Source organism: Pseudoalteromonas sp. ATL1 (assembly GCF_058933015.1).
This window is the reverse complement of record NZ_JBZYXL010000001.1, coordinates 91922-107114: the sequence shown is the minus strand read 5'-3', so window position 1 is coordinate 107114 and position 15193 is coordinate 91922. Positions and strand designations below refer to the sequence as shown.

Genomic DNA, 15193 nt, shown 5'->3' with positions numbered 1-15193 from the left:
TACGTATTAAAGTAAAGGTTTTAGATACTTGCCGGTATGTGACTGCGCACATGACGCGACTTCTTCCGGGGTGCCTGCAACCAATATTTGACCACCACCAGCGCCACCTTCAGGACCTAAATCAACTATCCAGTCGGCGGTTTTAATCACATCAAGGTTGTGCTCGATAACCACCACGGTATTGCCATGATCTCTCAGACGGTGGAGTACCACAAGCAACTGCTGAATATCGTGGAAATGTAGCCCCGTAGTTGGTTCATCCAGAATGTACAGCGTTTTACCTGTGTCGCGTTTTGATAGCTCACGAGCCAATTTAACACGCTGTGCTTCACCACCAGAGAGTGTGGTCGCGGCCTGTCCTAAACGGATATATGACAAACCCACATCCATTAAAGTCGACAGCTTACGATTAATGGCAGGGATTTTTTCGAAGAACTCATGAGCATCTTCTACTGTCATTTCTAGTACTTCATGAATATTTTTACCTTTGTACAGGACTTCGAGTGTTTCGCGGTTATAACGCTTGCCAGTACAGATATCGCAAGGGACGTATACATCAGGTAAAAAGTGCATTTCAACCTTGATAACGCCATCACCCTGACACGCTTCACATCGTCCGCCTTTAACATTAAAGCTAAAACGACCCACTTTATAGCCTCGAGAGCGTGCTTCTTGAGTACCCGCAAACAGCTCCCGAATAGCCGTGAATATACCGGTGTAAGTGGCTGGGTTAGAACGTGGTGTGCGACCAATTGGGCTTTGATCTATATCGATTACTTTATCAAAGTGATCTAGGCCTTTGATTTCTTTGTATGGTGCCGCTTCTGCGGTTGTCGCACCATTAAGTTCAGTGTGAGCCAGTTTGAATAGGGTGTCATTGATCAAGGTTGATTTACCAGAACCTGATACACCAGTAATACAGGTCATCAAGCCAAACGGAATGCGTAAGTCAACATCTTTTAGGTTATTACCCGATGCGCCAAATAGTTCTAACCACTTATCATTGCATTCATGGCGTTGCTTAGGCACTTCAATGGCTTTAGCGCCACTTAAATATTGGCCTGTGAGTGAGTCCGGGTTGTTTATAATGTCATCGCGTGAGCCTTGCGCGACTACGTGGCCGCCGTGTACACCCGCACCCGGGCCTATATCAATTATGTGATCTGCAGCGCGAATTGCGTCTTCATCGTGCTCTACGACGATGACGGTATTACCAAGATCGCGCAAATGTGTCAGTGTGCTGAGTAAGCGGTCGTTATCTCGCTGATGTAAACCAATAGATGGCTCATCGAGCACATACATCACGCCCACTAAGCCTGCGCCAATTTGACTGGCCAAACGAATACGCTGTGCTTCACCTCCTGATAACGTATCAGCACTTCGCTCCAGTGATAAGTAGTTGAGTCCAACGTTAATGAGGAATGACAAACGGTCACGTATTTCTTTAAGGATCTTCTCGGCAATTTGTGCTTTTTGTCCATGTAGCGCGAGGGATTCAAAAAACGCCATGGCTTCGCCAATGCTCATGGTAGTGACATGCGGTAAAGTCGTTTGTCCAATAAATACGTTGCGTGCTTCTTCGCGCAGCCTTGAGCCATGGCAGCTAGGACATGCCTGGCTGGTTTGGTATTTACTGAGTTCTTCCCGCACCGAGGTTGATTCAGTCTCACGATAGCGGCGATTCATGTTGTTTAGAACACCTTCAAATTCGTGATTACGGGTGATCAAATCACCTCGGTCATTACGATAATTAAAAGCGATTTTGGTTTTACCTGTCCCCTCTAAAATCACCTTTTGTGCATCGCTCGACAGGTCTTTAAAGGGCACTTCTAAATCAAACTTATAGTGTTCGGCAACCGATTGCAGCATTTGAAAATAATAAAAGCTGCGTTTATCCCATCCTTTGATTGCACCACCACTGAGGCTCAGTTCGGGGTTTTGTACAACGCGTTGCGGGTCAAAGTACTGACGCACACCTAAGCCATCACAGCTTTGACAGGCCCCTGCAGGGTTATTAAATGAAAATAACCTAGGTTCCAACTCAGTCATCGCATAGCCACAGGTTGGGCAAGCAAAGTTGGCTGAAAAGATAAGCTCTTCGGCATTATCATCTTCCATATTGGCTACCACGGCAATGCCCGACGACAACTCTATGGCGGTTTCAAAAGATTCAGCAAGACGCTGTTGCAAACCGTCTTTGACTTTAAAACGATCGACCACCACTTCAATGGTATGTTTTTTATGGAGCTCTAAAGTCGGAGGGTCGGACAAGTCACATACTTCTCCGTCAATTCTAGCGCGAATGTAACCTTGGCTGGCAAGCTGTTCTAGTAGTTTAACGTGCTCCCCTTTACGGTTTTTTACCACCGGTGCAAGTAACATGAGCTTACTGCCCTCAGGTTGCTCTAACACTGAGTCAACCATCTGGCTGATGGTTTGAGCCGCTAAAGGCAAGTCGTGAGTTGGACAGCGAGGTTCACCAACGCGCGCAAAAAGTAATCTTAAATAGTCGTAGATCTCGGTAATGGTACCCACGGTTGAACGAGGGTTATGTGATGTTGATTTTTGTTCAATTGAAATAGCAGGAGAGAGGCCTTCAATATGGTCAACATCGGGTTTTTCCATCAAGGATAAAAATTGTCGTGCATAAGCTGAAAGCGACTCAACATAGCGCCTTTGACCTTCTGCATATAAGGTATCGAATGCTAACGAGGATTTTCCAGAGCCCGACAATCCGGTTATCACGATAAGCTTGTCTCGCGGGATAGTAAGAGAAATATTTTTTAAATTGTGCGTTCGAGCGCCCCTGACTTCTATTTTATCCATTTTGACCTAACGACAAATTTGATTGGCAACAGTATTAGCGCAACAGTATCGCATACTTTGCCGAAAATTAACTTATCTTTGCTAAACGAACTAAACTAGAAATTAGGATCAACCTCAGAGCGATTATTTTGCGACGTTTGAGCTCGATTGCTTTTAGCTTTTTATTATTTTTCCAAAGTACAGCATGCTTTGCGACCGCTTCCGATTGTCAATTTATTGTTCGTTTTGAAAATTATTCGGCACAATCTCAACAAGATGACTCCCTTCGCTGGCACGGGCTTGACGTTGATTTTGCAAAAGCGCTTTTAGATGAAATGGGCTGTGGCTATCGATTTGTTAGCATGCCTTGGGGAAGGGCGCTTAAGATGCTTGAACAAGGCGGCATTGACTTAATGCTGAGTGTGTCAAAAACAGCGCAACGTATGCGTTACGCTTACTTTATTGGCCCACAGAGAATGGAAAATATCGTCTTCGCCACTCACGCGACGCGCCCTTTTTTTATCGCTACCATAGAGGATTTATTCTCGCTACCTATACCCGTGGCTATTCAACGTGGTGCATATTATGGCTCGGTGTTTGAGCAACGAATGAAGCAAGAAATAGATTCCGAAAAGCACTTTATTTATGTTGCAGACAATCAGTTAAAGTTAAACCTATTGCGACATGGTCGTATCGCGGGCTTTTTGGAAGAAAAATACAACATTATTTATCAAACAGAGCACAATCCTGACTTTGTTGAAATAGATATAGCGCCTGTAGTCGTTAACTCTGAACCTGTCTATTTCGCGATTAGCAAGCGAAGCGTCACAAAAATACAAATAGCCGCATTTGAAGAAGCGTTCGAGCGCTTACGCCATGCGGGAAAATTAGAACAAATTTTAAAAAAGTATAAGTTGGAGTAAGTTTTTTGATAGACTGTTGCGCGCTGAATTAAGCTGAGTTAACAGGTAATATGTCTAATCAATCTTTAAACCTTCTTGAGAAACGTGCTGCGTTATCATTGGCCAGTGTTTTTGCATTTCGTATGCTTGGCCTGTTCATGCTTATGCCTGTGTTGGCGATTTATGGACAATCATTAGAGCATGTTTCACCCATGTGGATTGGCCTCGCCATTGGTGCTTACGGTTTGACTCAAGCGTTACTGCAAATTCCGATGGGGTGGTTGTCTGATAAGTTTGGCCGAAAACCCGTGATTGTAGGTGGATTGCTTGTATTTGCACTGGGCTCGGTTATTGCCGCTTTGGCTGATTCGATTTACTGGGTCACCATTGGTCGCGCCTTGCAAGGTATGGGTGCCATTGCCAGTGCGTTACTTGCGCTTGCCGCTGATTTAAGTCGTGATGAACAACGCCCGAAAGTAATGGCGGTGATTGGCATGTGTATAGGCTTAAGTTTTGCTTTTGCTATGTTACTTGGCCCTATGGTGGCTGCAGCGTTTGGGATCTCGGGCGTATTTTGGTTAACGTCTATTTTAGCGTTATGTGGCATTGTGATTATTTTGTTCGTGGTGCCAAGTGCAGTCAATAAAGCACCGAAGGGAGATACCGTCGCTACTTTCGCAGACATCCGAAAACTCAGTCGTCATCCACAACTTTTACGTTTGGATTTGGGGGTGATGTTACTGCATTTAACGCTAACAACGATGTTTGTCGTATTGCCCGGGCAACTTATTAAAGATGGCTTGAATGCTGATGCGCATTGGCAGCTATACATTCCAGTACTTTTGCTTGCGTTTGTCTTGATGGCGCCTTTGATGATAGTGGCGATTCGTAAGCAAAAAGAAAAAGAAACCTTTTTAGCGTCTATTGCGCTGCTTGTCTTGAGTACATTAAGTTTAATGTGGTGGGCAAATTCAATCGTTGGTATTGCGGTGTGTATGTTGATTTACTTCATCGCCTTTAACTTCTTAGAAGCAACCATGCCGGCGCTGGTATCTAGAATTGCGCCAGCGTCTCAAAAAGGCTCCGCGATGGGGTTGTTTTCATCAGGACAATTTTTTGGGGCATTTTTAGGTGGAATATTAGGTGGTTACATTGCACAAAATTATCAAGCGAATGCAGTGTTTGCGGCGGTAGCCTGTGTTGGGGTAATATGGCTAATTATTGCATGGCAAATGCAGATCCCACCGAAAAGTAAAATTATCAGTTTAATGACTGAGTTGTCTGAGCCTAAGCAGGCAGAAGTACTGGCTGATAAGCTGGTTGCTTTACCCGGTGTGATCGAAGCGATAGTTGTCAGTGAAGAAAATCGCAGCTATCTAAAAATAGATGATAAAAAGTTTGATTTAAACCAAGCTAAGCAAGTACTTGGCTTGCATTAAAAAGTGTGAGGAGAGGGTGCCATGGCACGCGGTGTAAACAAAGTTATATTGGTTGGTAATCTAGGACAAGATCCTGAAGTACGCTATATGCCAAACGGCAATGGTGTTGCAAACATTAGTATTGCCACTACAGACAGCTGGAAAGATAAAAACACAGGCCAGTTGCAAGAACGCACCGAGTGGCACCGAGTGGTGTTATTTGGCAAGTTAGCAGAAGTGGCTGGTGAATATTTACGTAAAGGTTCACAGGTGTATATTGAAGGTCGTTTGCAAACTCGCAAATGGACGGATCAAAGTGGTCAAGAAAAATATACCACTGAGATCGTGGTAGATATGGGCGGCCAAATGCAAATGCTAGGTGGTCGTGGTGAGCAACAAGGCGGTGGTCAATATCAAAGTGCGCCACAGCAAAGTCAAGGTGGCTATGGTCAACAACAATATAGCAACCAAGCACCTCAACAGCAGCAGTACGGCCAACAATCTAATCAAAACCATGGTCAGTCACAGCAAGGTGGTTTTGCGCCTCAGCAAGCACCTCAGCAGCAAAGCAATGCGCACCAAGGTGGTGGTTTTGCGCCGCAACAAAGTGCGCCACAGCAGCAAGGTGGTTTTGCACCTAAGCCTGCACAATCTGGCGGTGCATCAAATCCAATGGAACCACCTATTGATTTTGATGATGATATTCCGTTCTAAGAACTGCGTTAGATAATCAAATTGAGTGAAAAGGCCCTATTTAGGGCCTTTTTTAATGTGCTATAAATCATGAATCGAGTATGGCGCTTTTGGATACGAATGGCTTTTCATCTATTAGTCAAAAGGTTAGATTAGATCTTTAACAATATATCTTTTATAGGGACGTGGAAGTGAAATATTTAACCATTGCTTTGTTATATGTGCTTAGCTTTTCGTTGTGCGCGGAAGTTGCATCACATGTAGATATCTCAATAATAAAGTCGAAGGACAATGTTTGGACATTAAATTATCGGGTAGATATACCAGTAAAAAGATTGGGTTTTATCCGGAATCCTGATCTTTCTCGGATTGAACGCTGGAAACCGTTAGATAATCGGTTTGAAATCACCACCATTGACGGTAAAGAGTATATTCAGACCAAAGATGGAAGCAAATTTAAACACGTTTCACTGAGGTTAACGCCTACTTACAAACCGCTCCCCAAAGATTATGCGCCTTTTTCTCCTTATTCGGATGGTGGTAATTTGATACATACGGGCCGTTTGTTTGCTTGTGCAGAACACTGTGATGACGAGGTGAATCAGTGGCAAATTTCTTTACAAACCTCTAAAAGTGAAAAAATCATTGTTGATGGTGATGTCTATCTAGGCGAAGCGAGTTGGAGTGATAGCAACGACGGGAAAAATATCTATGTTGGTACACAGGAGCTTGTGAAAACGGATAACGTGATTGCAGTTATTGATAATGGGTTACCTCATGAAATAAAAGATGCCCTTGACACTGAATTGCCAAAATTTATGGATTACTTCGAAAATCACTTGGGTAAGCGTCATGGTAATAAGCCAATATTATTTGCTTCCTATGCCAAGGTAAAAGGTGGCTCTTCACAAGGGGGAACGTTACCACAGCAAGTTTTTATGCATTGGAATATCGATGACTTGGACGAGCGAGTAAAAGACAAGCAGTTTATATATAAAACGTTGTGGTTTTTCGCCCATGAAGCTGCACACTTTTATCAGAGCAATGAAACTGAAGGGTTATTTGAGGGCAATAACGCAGCTTGGTTACATGAAGGACATGCTGATTGGCTAGCTGCAAAAGCGTTGTTAGCGCTTTATCCAGAAACGAAAGCCTATGTTGCTCGCAAAAGTGCACACCTTGAAGATAAATGTATAGAGGGAATGGAGCAACTGGCTCTATATGAAGCTGCTGATAAGGGGCGATTTGATTTGCACTATGCGTGTGGTTTTATGATCCATAGAGCCATTGATTTAGCGCTGCATAAGCAAAGTGGTGGACATAAAGATATATTTTCCTTTTGGCGGCAATTTATTCAACAAGCCAAATCTGAAGCATCAGAAGCGACTGTTTTTTTTAAAATGGCAGAGCAACAGCTACCATTACCGCTTGTTCATACTATCAAGAAGTTGGTTGAAACCAAGCTCGCAGATCCACAAACACAGCTTGCGAGTATGAAAATAAAGCTGTAACTGATTAGCGTTTAATAAAGGTTATGATAGCCAAGCACTTAGAGAGCTAATTAAAAGTCGCAATACTAAGCATGTGATACCGAGAAAAGGTAATAGTAAACAAGGAAATGACGACATTGATTGGTGTATATATAGATATCGTTACTTAGTTGAAAATGCGTTTTTGAAAATATATAAACATCGAGCAGTAGCAACTTGATATGACAAATTGGCTAGGAATTACATGAGCGTGGTAGCCCTTGCTTTCTCACTCATGTGGCTGCCGATGTGGGTTGATTAGAAAATGTACTTGAAAGATCAACACGCTCTAACAACGAATCCTAAAAGTATAAAAAATTCCTTTAGAATAGTGTCCTGACTTAGTTGTGCAGAATAAATAGCGAGTGAAAGATACCCAAAAAACACACCGCTCTGTAACCAGAGCGGGTGTAGAGCGAGGTTTAAAATGTGATTGAAATCAATCACGACTCGCTATTTATGGTGCACCAGGAGCGCCTTCTTGGCCCGGTACACCAGGGCGAGTACCCTGACTGAAATCACCAATGTTCTGCGCAAAGCAGGAATAACCTTGTGCAAAGTCATTGCCTTGACTGAAGTCCTTACCACCACTTATTGCGTCAAACAGTTCTAGTGGCAGATCCCACATTTTATTCGTAGACTTGCCTAGCTTCTCGCCCACTTGGTCCTGCAAATTCGTTGATTTTTTCATAATCAATTGTTCCATTTTCTGAGTTTAAAATTTTGAATTGTTTGTACAAGTTAATTTATGTACATAACGATATTATTGAATTTACAAAAATTAATCAAACTTTTGTATATTGTATCCAAAATTTGCTATGTGATGATTTTTTATTTATATTTGCTTTTTTCATTACACGTAAAACGAGTTGGCATGTTACATGGAGTGGTTATCAGTGAATCAGATCAAGTACGATAAAATTGACGCAGTAATAAAGCTTACAGAGCGCTGTAATATAGCATGTACTTATTGCTATATGTTTTATAAGGGCAGTGAATTATATCGTTCAAAGCCGACCAAAATGGGCTTAGAGACTACTCAGGCCGTGGCTAAATTCTTGAAAGAAGGTGCTGCTTTGGTTGGGGCTAAAGTCGTTCGGATCGTTATTCATGGTGGTGAACCACTGCTCGTACAACCAGTCGATTTTGAAGATTTTTGCGCGACACTAAAAAACACCATCGAAGGAGATGGTGTAGGTGTCCAGTTTTCATTGCAAACCAATGCAATGCGGATTAACAAACATTGGATCAAAATATTTAGTAAGTATCAGATATCAGTAGGCGTTAGCATTGACGGTAACAAGGAAGACAATGATAAAAACAGAATAGACCATAAAGGCAAAGGTACTTATGACAGGGTCATGAAAGGGGTCGATATTCTCAAAGGTGCCTACCAACAAGGACTAATATCTAAACCAGCGGTGCTTTCCGTTATTGACCCAGACAAAGATGGCGCGGAAGCGTTCAAGCATTTTGTAGAAGAAGTCGGACTCTCATGGATTGACTTTTTGTTGCCAATAGATACCCACGATACATTTGATCAAAACAAGGCTCGCGCGGTCGGAGATTTTTTGGTCGGGGCATTTAACGCATGGCTTGAATATCAAGACTCCGATATTCAAGTGCGATTCTTCGACAATTTCTATTCGTTCCTTACGGGGGTTGATCGCGCGACTGGGCAACAACTTAAAAATTCAAATGGTACTTTAATCCTCACTTTTTCCAGCGATGGAACCTGTGGTCCAGATGACACACTTCGCATGGTGGATGAAGCGTTATTTTCATTCGATGCAACAAAGGGAATGCTGGATGAATATTTGGCACAACCCAATATCAGGCACCTTGAACAAAGACAAGATGAAGTACTCGGTGACTGTAATAGCTGTGCGTGGAAACTTTATTGTAAAAGTGGAAGCGCCAACGGTCGTTTGGTAAATAGGTACAAAAAAAACAACGAATATTTAAACAAATCAGTGTTATGTGATGGCTTGAAAGAAGTTTATTCGGAGATGGCTGCAAGACTTATTGATGTTGGTTACCCAATCGACGTCATGGAACAGCGGCTTTCTGGTGAAGCTGTAGCAAGGAGTGCTTAGTATGCATGTGCGTTTGACCGAGAAATCACTTGTGCAGGGGCTTGCTGTCATAATGCTTTTTCTCAGCAATATGCTTAGCGCATGGGGCTTCAATCATGTTGGCGAGATAAAATCTGGTGGTATGACCTTTTTAAGGTACAAATCAAATACTTTACAGACTGAATACTTTATCAGCAGAGCAAAGCAAAACGCGCCAATATTGCTTTATATACAAGGTTCGGGCTGTCGACCTGTTTTTCTTTCCCCTTATCAGGGGGATTATATGTCCAGTGTTTTTTCATTGCTTGACGCCGCAGCACAAGGACGATTCGCTGTTATGGTGGTAAACAAGCCATTTGTCTCTTATGAAAAATCCGTTGAACAGAAACCGCGTAAACACGGTTGCTCTGCTCAGTATCACAACCAATTTTCATATGATAATTGGTTGCAGAGTATATCCGGTGCTTATCTACACGCAATGTCCTTACCATTCACAAAAAAAGATAAGGCTCTAGTGATAGGCATATCAGAAGGTGCTGTCATGGCTTCTGGGCTGGCAAAACACCATGCCTCTATCAGTCATCTCGGTTTAATCGGTGCAACCTATTCTCAACTGTTTGATTTTAATATCCAAGCTTTTGAAGGGGAAAGTGACACCGCGATACTCAAAGGGATTGAAGGAAATAGCAAGATTATCAGCAATATTCTCGCCAACCCATCAGATTCAACCCAATTTGTATGGGGGCACAGTTATTTGCGCTGGTCGAGTTTCTTGCGTGTATTTACTGCTAAAAATCTAGAAGGTACAGATGCGAAAATCAGATTGATCAGTGGTATGCAAGATGCCAGTGTCCCGATTACTTCAACAGAGGCGCTTTATAGTACGCTGTATCTGTCGGGGAAAGATGTTGATTTTTTTCGTGTGCCTGAGGCAAGCCATAGTCTTATGGTTCAGGGGGCGTCAGATATAATGCAGGTTCAGTCTTATTTTTCAGATATCAGAAATTGGTATTTTGATAGCGTAAATGAGTAAGTGTGAATATGGATATCGTACAGAGCTTAATTGGATGTGATAAATCACGGTTTCTTGCCGATTTTCGCGGTGATACCAGTTTCGTTGGAGAATATGAGGATACACTGAAAGCTAAGGGCGCATTTTCTGTTGCATTGTTTAACGATTATACCCAAGTCGCTGCTCGCTTAGGGTATTTAAAAATCGTCAACGGTGGTGCTTACGTTGAGGTTGGCTCGTCTAACCACGTCAATCTGCAGTTTATATGGCGTCATTTCTATAGTGGCTATTCGCTCATAATGAACAGTACCCACCTGTTTGTGCAGAGCATTTCAGATATTTGCCATCATTTGTCTTATTCATTGGGGGTCAGCGCACAAGCTAACGCCTATTTTACACCAGCAAATTCAACAGCATTTACACTTCATAGTGACAATCATGATGTTATCGTACTACAGCTATTTGGTGAAAAGCATTGGGAAGTACAAGATGACAGTCTTCCTCATCACGAGTTAACACTTAAAGCAGGCCAAAGTCTGTATATACCAAGAGGGGTAAAGCATAGGGCAAAAACCCATACTTGCAGCTCTCTACATCTGACGATTGGTTTAAAAAACATTTCACAACAAGATTTAGTTCGGCAATTGTTGGGCCAAGGAGGTGAGTTGGCTGAAAACATTTCGAATGAGCTTTTTTACGACGAGTCGCTATCGCAACAGATATTTGGTTCGATAGACGAAACATTGGGCAATGTCGTGGTGAGTGAGCAAAGTGTACGACGAGCTATTTCTGAGTTAAGACGCGGTGTTGCAAGAGCACAATGTAAAGGTGTGAGTGTTTATCACCCAGCACTCAATTTTTCACAAGTCATCTTCGAATCATATATCCCTTTTACATATAGTTATGTGTCTAACGGTGAAGTCGTGAAAGTTGAACAAGGCACCATTGGTGTGAGTTTTAGTTCGTCTGAGTGGGAAGCAGTGACGTTGATTCAACGTCACGAAACAATGCCAATCACTGAGCTATCAGCTATGTTTCCTTCGCTAGATGACAGTTTTTATGAGCGCTTATCGGTGCTTAATCTCGTCAGGTTTGAATAACAATTATGTCTGCCGTTGATGGTTTAAATTTGCCTTCGTCGCTGGTTAACCCCTATGTCGGTATTATCAGTAATGTGAATGAAATAATTACCAATAGTCCGCATGAAGATAACTTGCATTATTTTTCTGCGACAACGGGGGATTTGGCGTGTTGTTTTGGTCATACATTGGCAGATGACAATGTTGTTCATTGCGGGTCGAGCACTGATGCAGTGCGAGATTTTGCCGCACTAAAAGCTGTTGTTGAAACTTCAGAACGTTATGCCGCTGCTATTGTTGAGCCGTTTGAAATGTTATCAGGCGATGCGTTAACAAAAACAACTTGTGATTATTTAAGTGTCGAAGGTTTGCAATATCTAAGTGACTCAGGCACTGAAATAACAACGTATTCCATTTCTCTTAGCGCCCATTCTCACTGGGTAAAAGGGTATTCCGTCACCGAAGGTGTCTCAATACTCGCGCCAGTTAGGTGGGTCCATTTGTTGCCTGATAATGCGATGGTATCCGATTTTTTCAGTAACGATTCTACGGGAACCGCAGCGCATTTTGACTTTGAGGTGGCGGTGAACAATGCCATTTTGGAAGTCATTGAAAGGGACATGGTGGAAAACTTCTGGCTTATGCAGATTCAGTTTCCACAGATAGTCTTTGAACAATGCGAAAGTGAAGTGATAAAAGGTCTTGCGCAGCAGGATGATGTCGCATTTATTGAGCAACGCTACTATTTCTGTAAGTTGGAATTGGCGTTGCCTGTTGTCATAGCAATTCGACGAGTTTCACCTCCACTTGGCAATTTCGTTGTTTTTGGCGCTTCAGCATATCCAGATATCGAACGGGCAATGACGAAAGCGAGAAGTGAATGTGTCGCTGCGCAAATGGCGATTATCAAAGGCAATAAAAATGCACATTGCTACTCCCCTGAACAACTCGCTTTAGCATTTTTAGATGAATGTCATTCTGTCCGATTGTCAGATATTAAAGCGCAAGAGGAGCTTTTTGAGTCGCCAGTAGAAACCGTGACTCAGTTTTTGAAAAGTCGCTCGATGCAGTTGCTGATGTTTAATCTGACAACTGACGACATAAACCTTGTTGGGCTGAACGTTATCAAATGCATTGCTCCATACTTTCAACCGTGTAACGCTAATCGACAATTGCCGCGAATTATAAATACTCGTAGAAGTAGAGACGTAAGGTCCTTCCTGAAGACCAATCGAATTGGTCATGTCTCAAAATACAACCCTCAGCCGAATCCATTTTTCTGACGTTATGAATCAATCTGAAATATTTAAATTTACGGTTTGCGATGAGTTTGGTTCTCGTCTAAAAGCGAAAAGCAGGCAGTCTGTAACTCATATCGAACATGCTGAAGATGTGTTTGACGTCGCAGTTGTGGATCGCTTTAACTGGCACGCCATTGATGGATTTTATAATGTACAACCAGTTGCTAAACCGTGGTTTTTTGTTGCAGCAGCAACCCATCGAGTGATTGTAAGCCCAACATTTACCAAAAGTAATGTGTGCTTGTCATGTTTTTCTAAGAGGTGGCAGGCGAATATTGGGGTTTGGGATGTTAACAGGAAAGTTGAGACAGCGTTGCAATCACTGCGAGCACATGATGTAAAAATCGAAACTAAGGGAATGACCGATGACATATTGACACTCATTCTTGAATGTCTCCTCGCAAAAGTCTCGCAACAGGCTCATGAAAAGCTATGGGTATTAGATTATCTCAATTCTCGTCTAGAAACCTACACAGTCTTGCCCGTTCACGGATGCGAACGTTGTTTCCCAGCCCACGAAGAAGATAGACATCTTCGTGGTTTTTCAGCCTTATTCGGTTCGACGACACAATGAACATTTCTATCAATCCTGCACTGACATATACATTTCTAAGCGAGAAACTATTGCTAGTTTCGGGTGGAGTTAAAACACATATTATTGAAGATTGCGGGCAAATCAATTTTCTCTTACCGTTTTTGAAACATGACGAAGACGGCTATATGACGCCGAATACTGTGTATTTTTCAGCGCGAGGTAACAGTGCTCACGAAGGCAAGTTGCTTGAACGAGGTATATTAATTGATAGCGTGTTACTAACCAAATTGGCATTGCCCGCACATGAGCGTGATTACGCATTGCGATTTAGCCATCTCATTGATCGTCAGGGGCTTACGCATAAAAATATTGAGATCAGAAAACTCATCTGTCGCAATTTGCCTTCGCGGTTAATAGCACTGCTCGGTGCGCGGTATCCCATCGAATCTTATTGTGATAACGAATATGAAACACCTTACATTTACGTAGAAATCGGCCATCAAACAACGCAGAAATTCCAACTAATTATATACAAAGTTGGTGACACTTCCCGCGTGACGCATATTGCGTTTAGGGCACATCCGGTAGAAATGGCAATAGACTTTACACAAGTTTTTACGGAAGCACTTTGTGCTCATTTACTCATTCACTATATCGAATCTCTTCGGCTTGGGACGGGAGGGATAAACACAACATCTTATCCCATTGCCGATACCGATTTTTATCAAAAAAAACGGAAAGTCAATGTAACCAATAAAGTAGTGATTGATTGTAAGTCGACATATCTTGGCGAGGCGAATACCAATATTTGCGGAATTTCAGCAACCGTTAAAGCCATTGTAAGGTATGGTTTTGGACACGCTTTTGATAGGCAGACTCAGCAATTTAGGAGAGTCACCCCTTCAGCTGGTAATCTTTCGAGCAATGTCTGTTATCTCGTTAAATTTAACATTGAGCTGCAAGTGGGGGAGGTCTATTTATACGGCGGCCATCGTTCAGTATTTCATAAAATACGCACTATCAGCAAAGAAGTATTCGTGGCAATAACGCAAGATATCAATAGTACTGTACTCATCTCGGTAGCGAATATAGCCGCGCTGGAAAATAAATACGGATATAAAGCTTCGATGCTGGCTTATAGTGATGCCGGCGCTTCTGCATATAGTGTTTATGTAAGAGCAAATATGGCGGGATTCAATTGCAATATCAAAGAGGTGTCATGTTATCCAGAAATTTCTGGGTTGTTAAATTTACCAGCTTCTAAATCACATATTTTTGTCACGTCGGTAATGGTGATCGGGGGAGAGTCTGTTTTTTCCTATTCTATTGCGCAGCAACTTTCTTTGTTGCTTAAGCATCGTCGCTCTTTAAGAAGCCTATCAACACCGGCGGTATTGAGTACATTGGCAGGCCGCATCGAGTCTCAGGTACAAGAGACGTTCTTGAAACATGATGATGGCCAGTTACAAGGTGTTGAAATGTATCGTGTACTGCGACGCGGCTCAGCGTGCTGTGAGATAACTCGAGTTGACTGTGAGGGGGGGGGCGTTAAAAAAGTGGAACGTGATTTTATTTACTGCGCTATTAATCAACATGATTTGCGCGATGCGAGCTTAGTGTATTTATTCGTCCCTAAGCAACAAATATTGCAAATACATAACGAGCAAATATTCAACCAACAGAGATTCTGGGTTGGTTTTGCTGCAATGATGTACTGGATAGGCGCGATGAGGCAAGGTGCTTCCGGTACTCTCTATGGGGGATTTAGATTACCAATGAACACGACATCAGCTGTGCTATCAACACACAACGTTCAATGTCTTGCATTATGTTTAACTAAGTAA

The 15193-nt window shown here is 42.5% G+C and carries 12 protein-coding genes and 1 pseudogene; 11 read left to right on the top strand and 2 right to left on the bottom strand.

Translation table 11 applies throughout. The annotated features are described in order from the left end of the window. Nucleotides 1–6 precede the first annotated feature (6 nt). Nucleotides 7–2826 (bottom strand): excinuclease ABC subunit UvrA, encoded by a 2820-nt coding sequence (gene uvrA / locus AC5FX4_RS00475; RefSeq protein ID WP_493604606.1) that lies wholly within the window; start codon nucleotides 2824–2826, stop codon nucleotides 7–9. A 128-nt stretch (nucleotides 2827–2954) separates the two neighbouring features. Between uvrA and AC5FX4_RS00470 the strand changes: the two genes are divergently transcribed. The 5 genes and pseudogenes from AC5FX4_RS00470 to AC5FX4_RS00450 all read left to right on the top strand — a co-directional run. Beyond that, complete coding sequence (locus tag AC5FX4_RS00470) at nucleotides 2955–3728, top strand: substrate-binding periplasmic protein (RefSeq protein ID WP_493604605.1); 774 nt, start codon at nucleotides 2955–2957, stop codon at nucleotides 3726–3728. Between the two features lie 50 nt (nucleotides 3729–3778). Then, nucleotides 3779–5146 (top strand): MFS transporter, encoded by a 1368-nt coding sequence (locus AC5FX4_RS00465; protein ID WP_493604604.1) that lies wholly within the window; start codon nucleotides 3779–3781, stop codon nucleotides 5144–5146. Between the two features lie 21 nt (nucleotides 5147–5167). Then, entirely contained in the window at nucleotides 5168–5839 is a 672-nt protein-coding gene (gene ssb, locus AC5FX4_RS00460; protein WP_493604603.1) for a single-stranded DNA-binding protein, read from the top strand. Nucleotides 5840–6009: 170 nt separating this feature from the next. Next, nucleotides 6010–7329 carry a hypothetical protein gene (locus AC5FX4_RS00455; RefSeq protein ID WP_493604602.1) on the top strand — a complete coding sequence of 440 codons (1320 nt, stop codon included), beginning with the start codon at nucleotides 6010–6012 and terminating at the stop codon, nucleotides 7327–7329. 13 nt (nucleotides 7330–7342) lie between these two features. After that, nucleotides 7343–7609 (top strand): annotated as a pseudogene (locus AC5FX4_RS00450) (transposase); the annotation flags it as partial. Nucleotides 7610–7804: 195 nt separating this feature from the next. Here AC5FX4_RS00450 and AC5FX4_RS00445 read toward each other — a convergent pair. Next, entirely contained in the window at nucleotides 7805–8038 is a 234-nt protein-coding gene (locus AC5FX4_RS00445; protein WP_493604601.1) for a hypothetical protein, read from the bottom strand. Between the two features lie 205 nt (nucleotides 8039–8243). On the opposite strand from AC5FX4_RS00445, the gene AC5FX4_RS00440 reads away from it, so the two are divergent. The 6 genes from AC5FX4_RS00440 to AC5FX4_RS00415 are packed head-to-tail and all read left to right on the top strand — an operon-like array spanning nucleotide 8244 to nucleotide 15193. After that, nucleotides 8244–9443: a radical SAM protein gene (locus tag AC5FX4_RS00440; protein ID WP_493604600.1), complete on the top strand. Its 1200-nt coding sequence runs from the start codon at nucleotides 8244–8246 to the stop codon at nucleotides 9441–9443. Between the two features lies 1 nt (nucleotide 9444). Beyond that, nucleotides 9445–10455 (top strand): alpha/beta hydrolase family protein, encoded by a 1011-nt coding sequence (locus AC5FX4_RS00435; RefSeq protein WP_493604599.1) that lies wholly within the window; start codon nucleotides 9445–9447, stop codon nucleotides 10453–10455. A gap of 8 nt (nucleotides 10456–10463) precedes the next feature. Further along, nucleotides 10464–11534, top strand: a complete 1071-nt coding sequence (locus AC5FX4_RS00430) for a JmjC domain-containing protein (RefSeq protein WP_493604598.1) — start codon at nucleotides 10464–10466, stop codon at nucleotides 11532–11534. Nucleotides 11535–11539: 5 nt separating this feature from the next. Then, a complete protein-coding gene (locus tag AC5FX4_RS00425) occupies nucleotides 11540–12796 on the top strand; it encodes a YcaO-like family protein (protein WP_493604597.1) in 1257 nt (418 codons plus the stop codon). Nucleotides 12797–12800: 4 nt separating this feature from the next. Continuing rightward, the gene (locus AC5FX4_RS00420) at nucleotides 12801–13388 is read left to right on the top strand and encodes a TOMM precursor leader peptide-binding protein (protein ID WP_493604596.1); all 588 of its coding nucleotides are present in this window, start codon (nucleotides 12801–12803) and stop codon (nucleotides 13386–13388) included. Then, the gene (locus tag AC5FX4_RS00415) at nucleotides 13385–15193 is read left to right on the top strand and encodes a hypothetical protein (protein ID WP_493604595.1); all 1809 of its coding nucleotides are present in this window, start codon (nucleotides 13385–13387) and stop codon (nucleotides 15191–15193) included. The genes AC5FX4_RS00420 and AC5FX4_RS00415 overlap by 4 nt, the downstream gene beginning before the upstream one ends.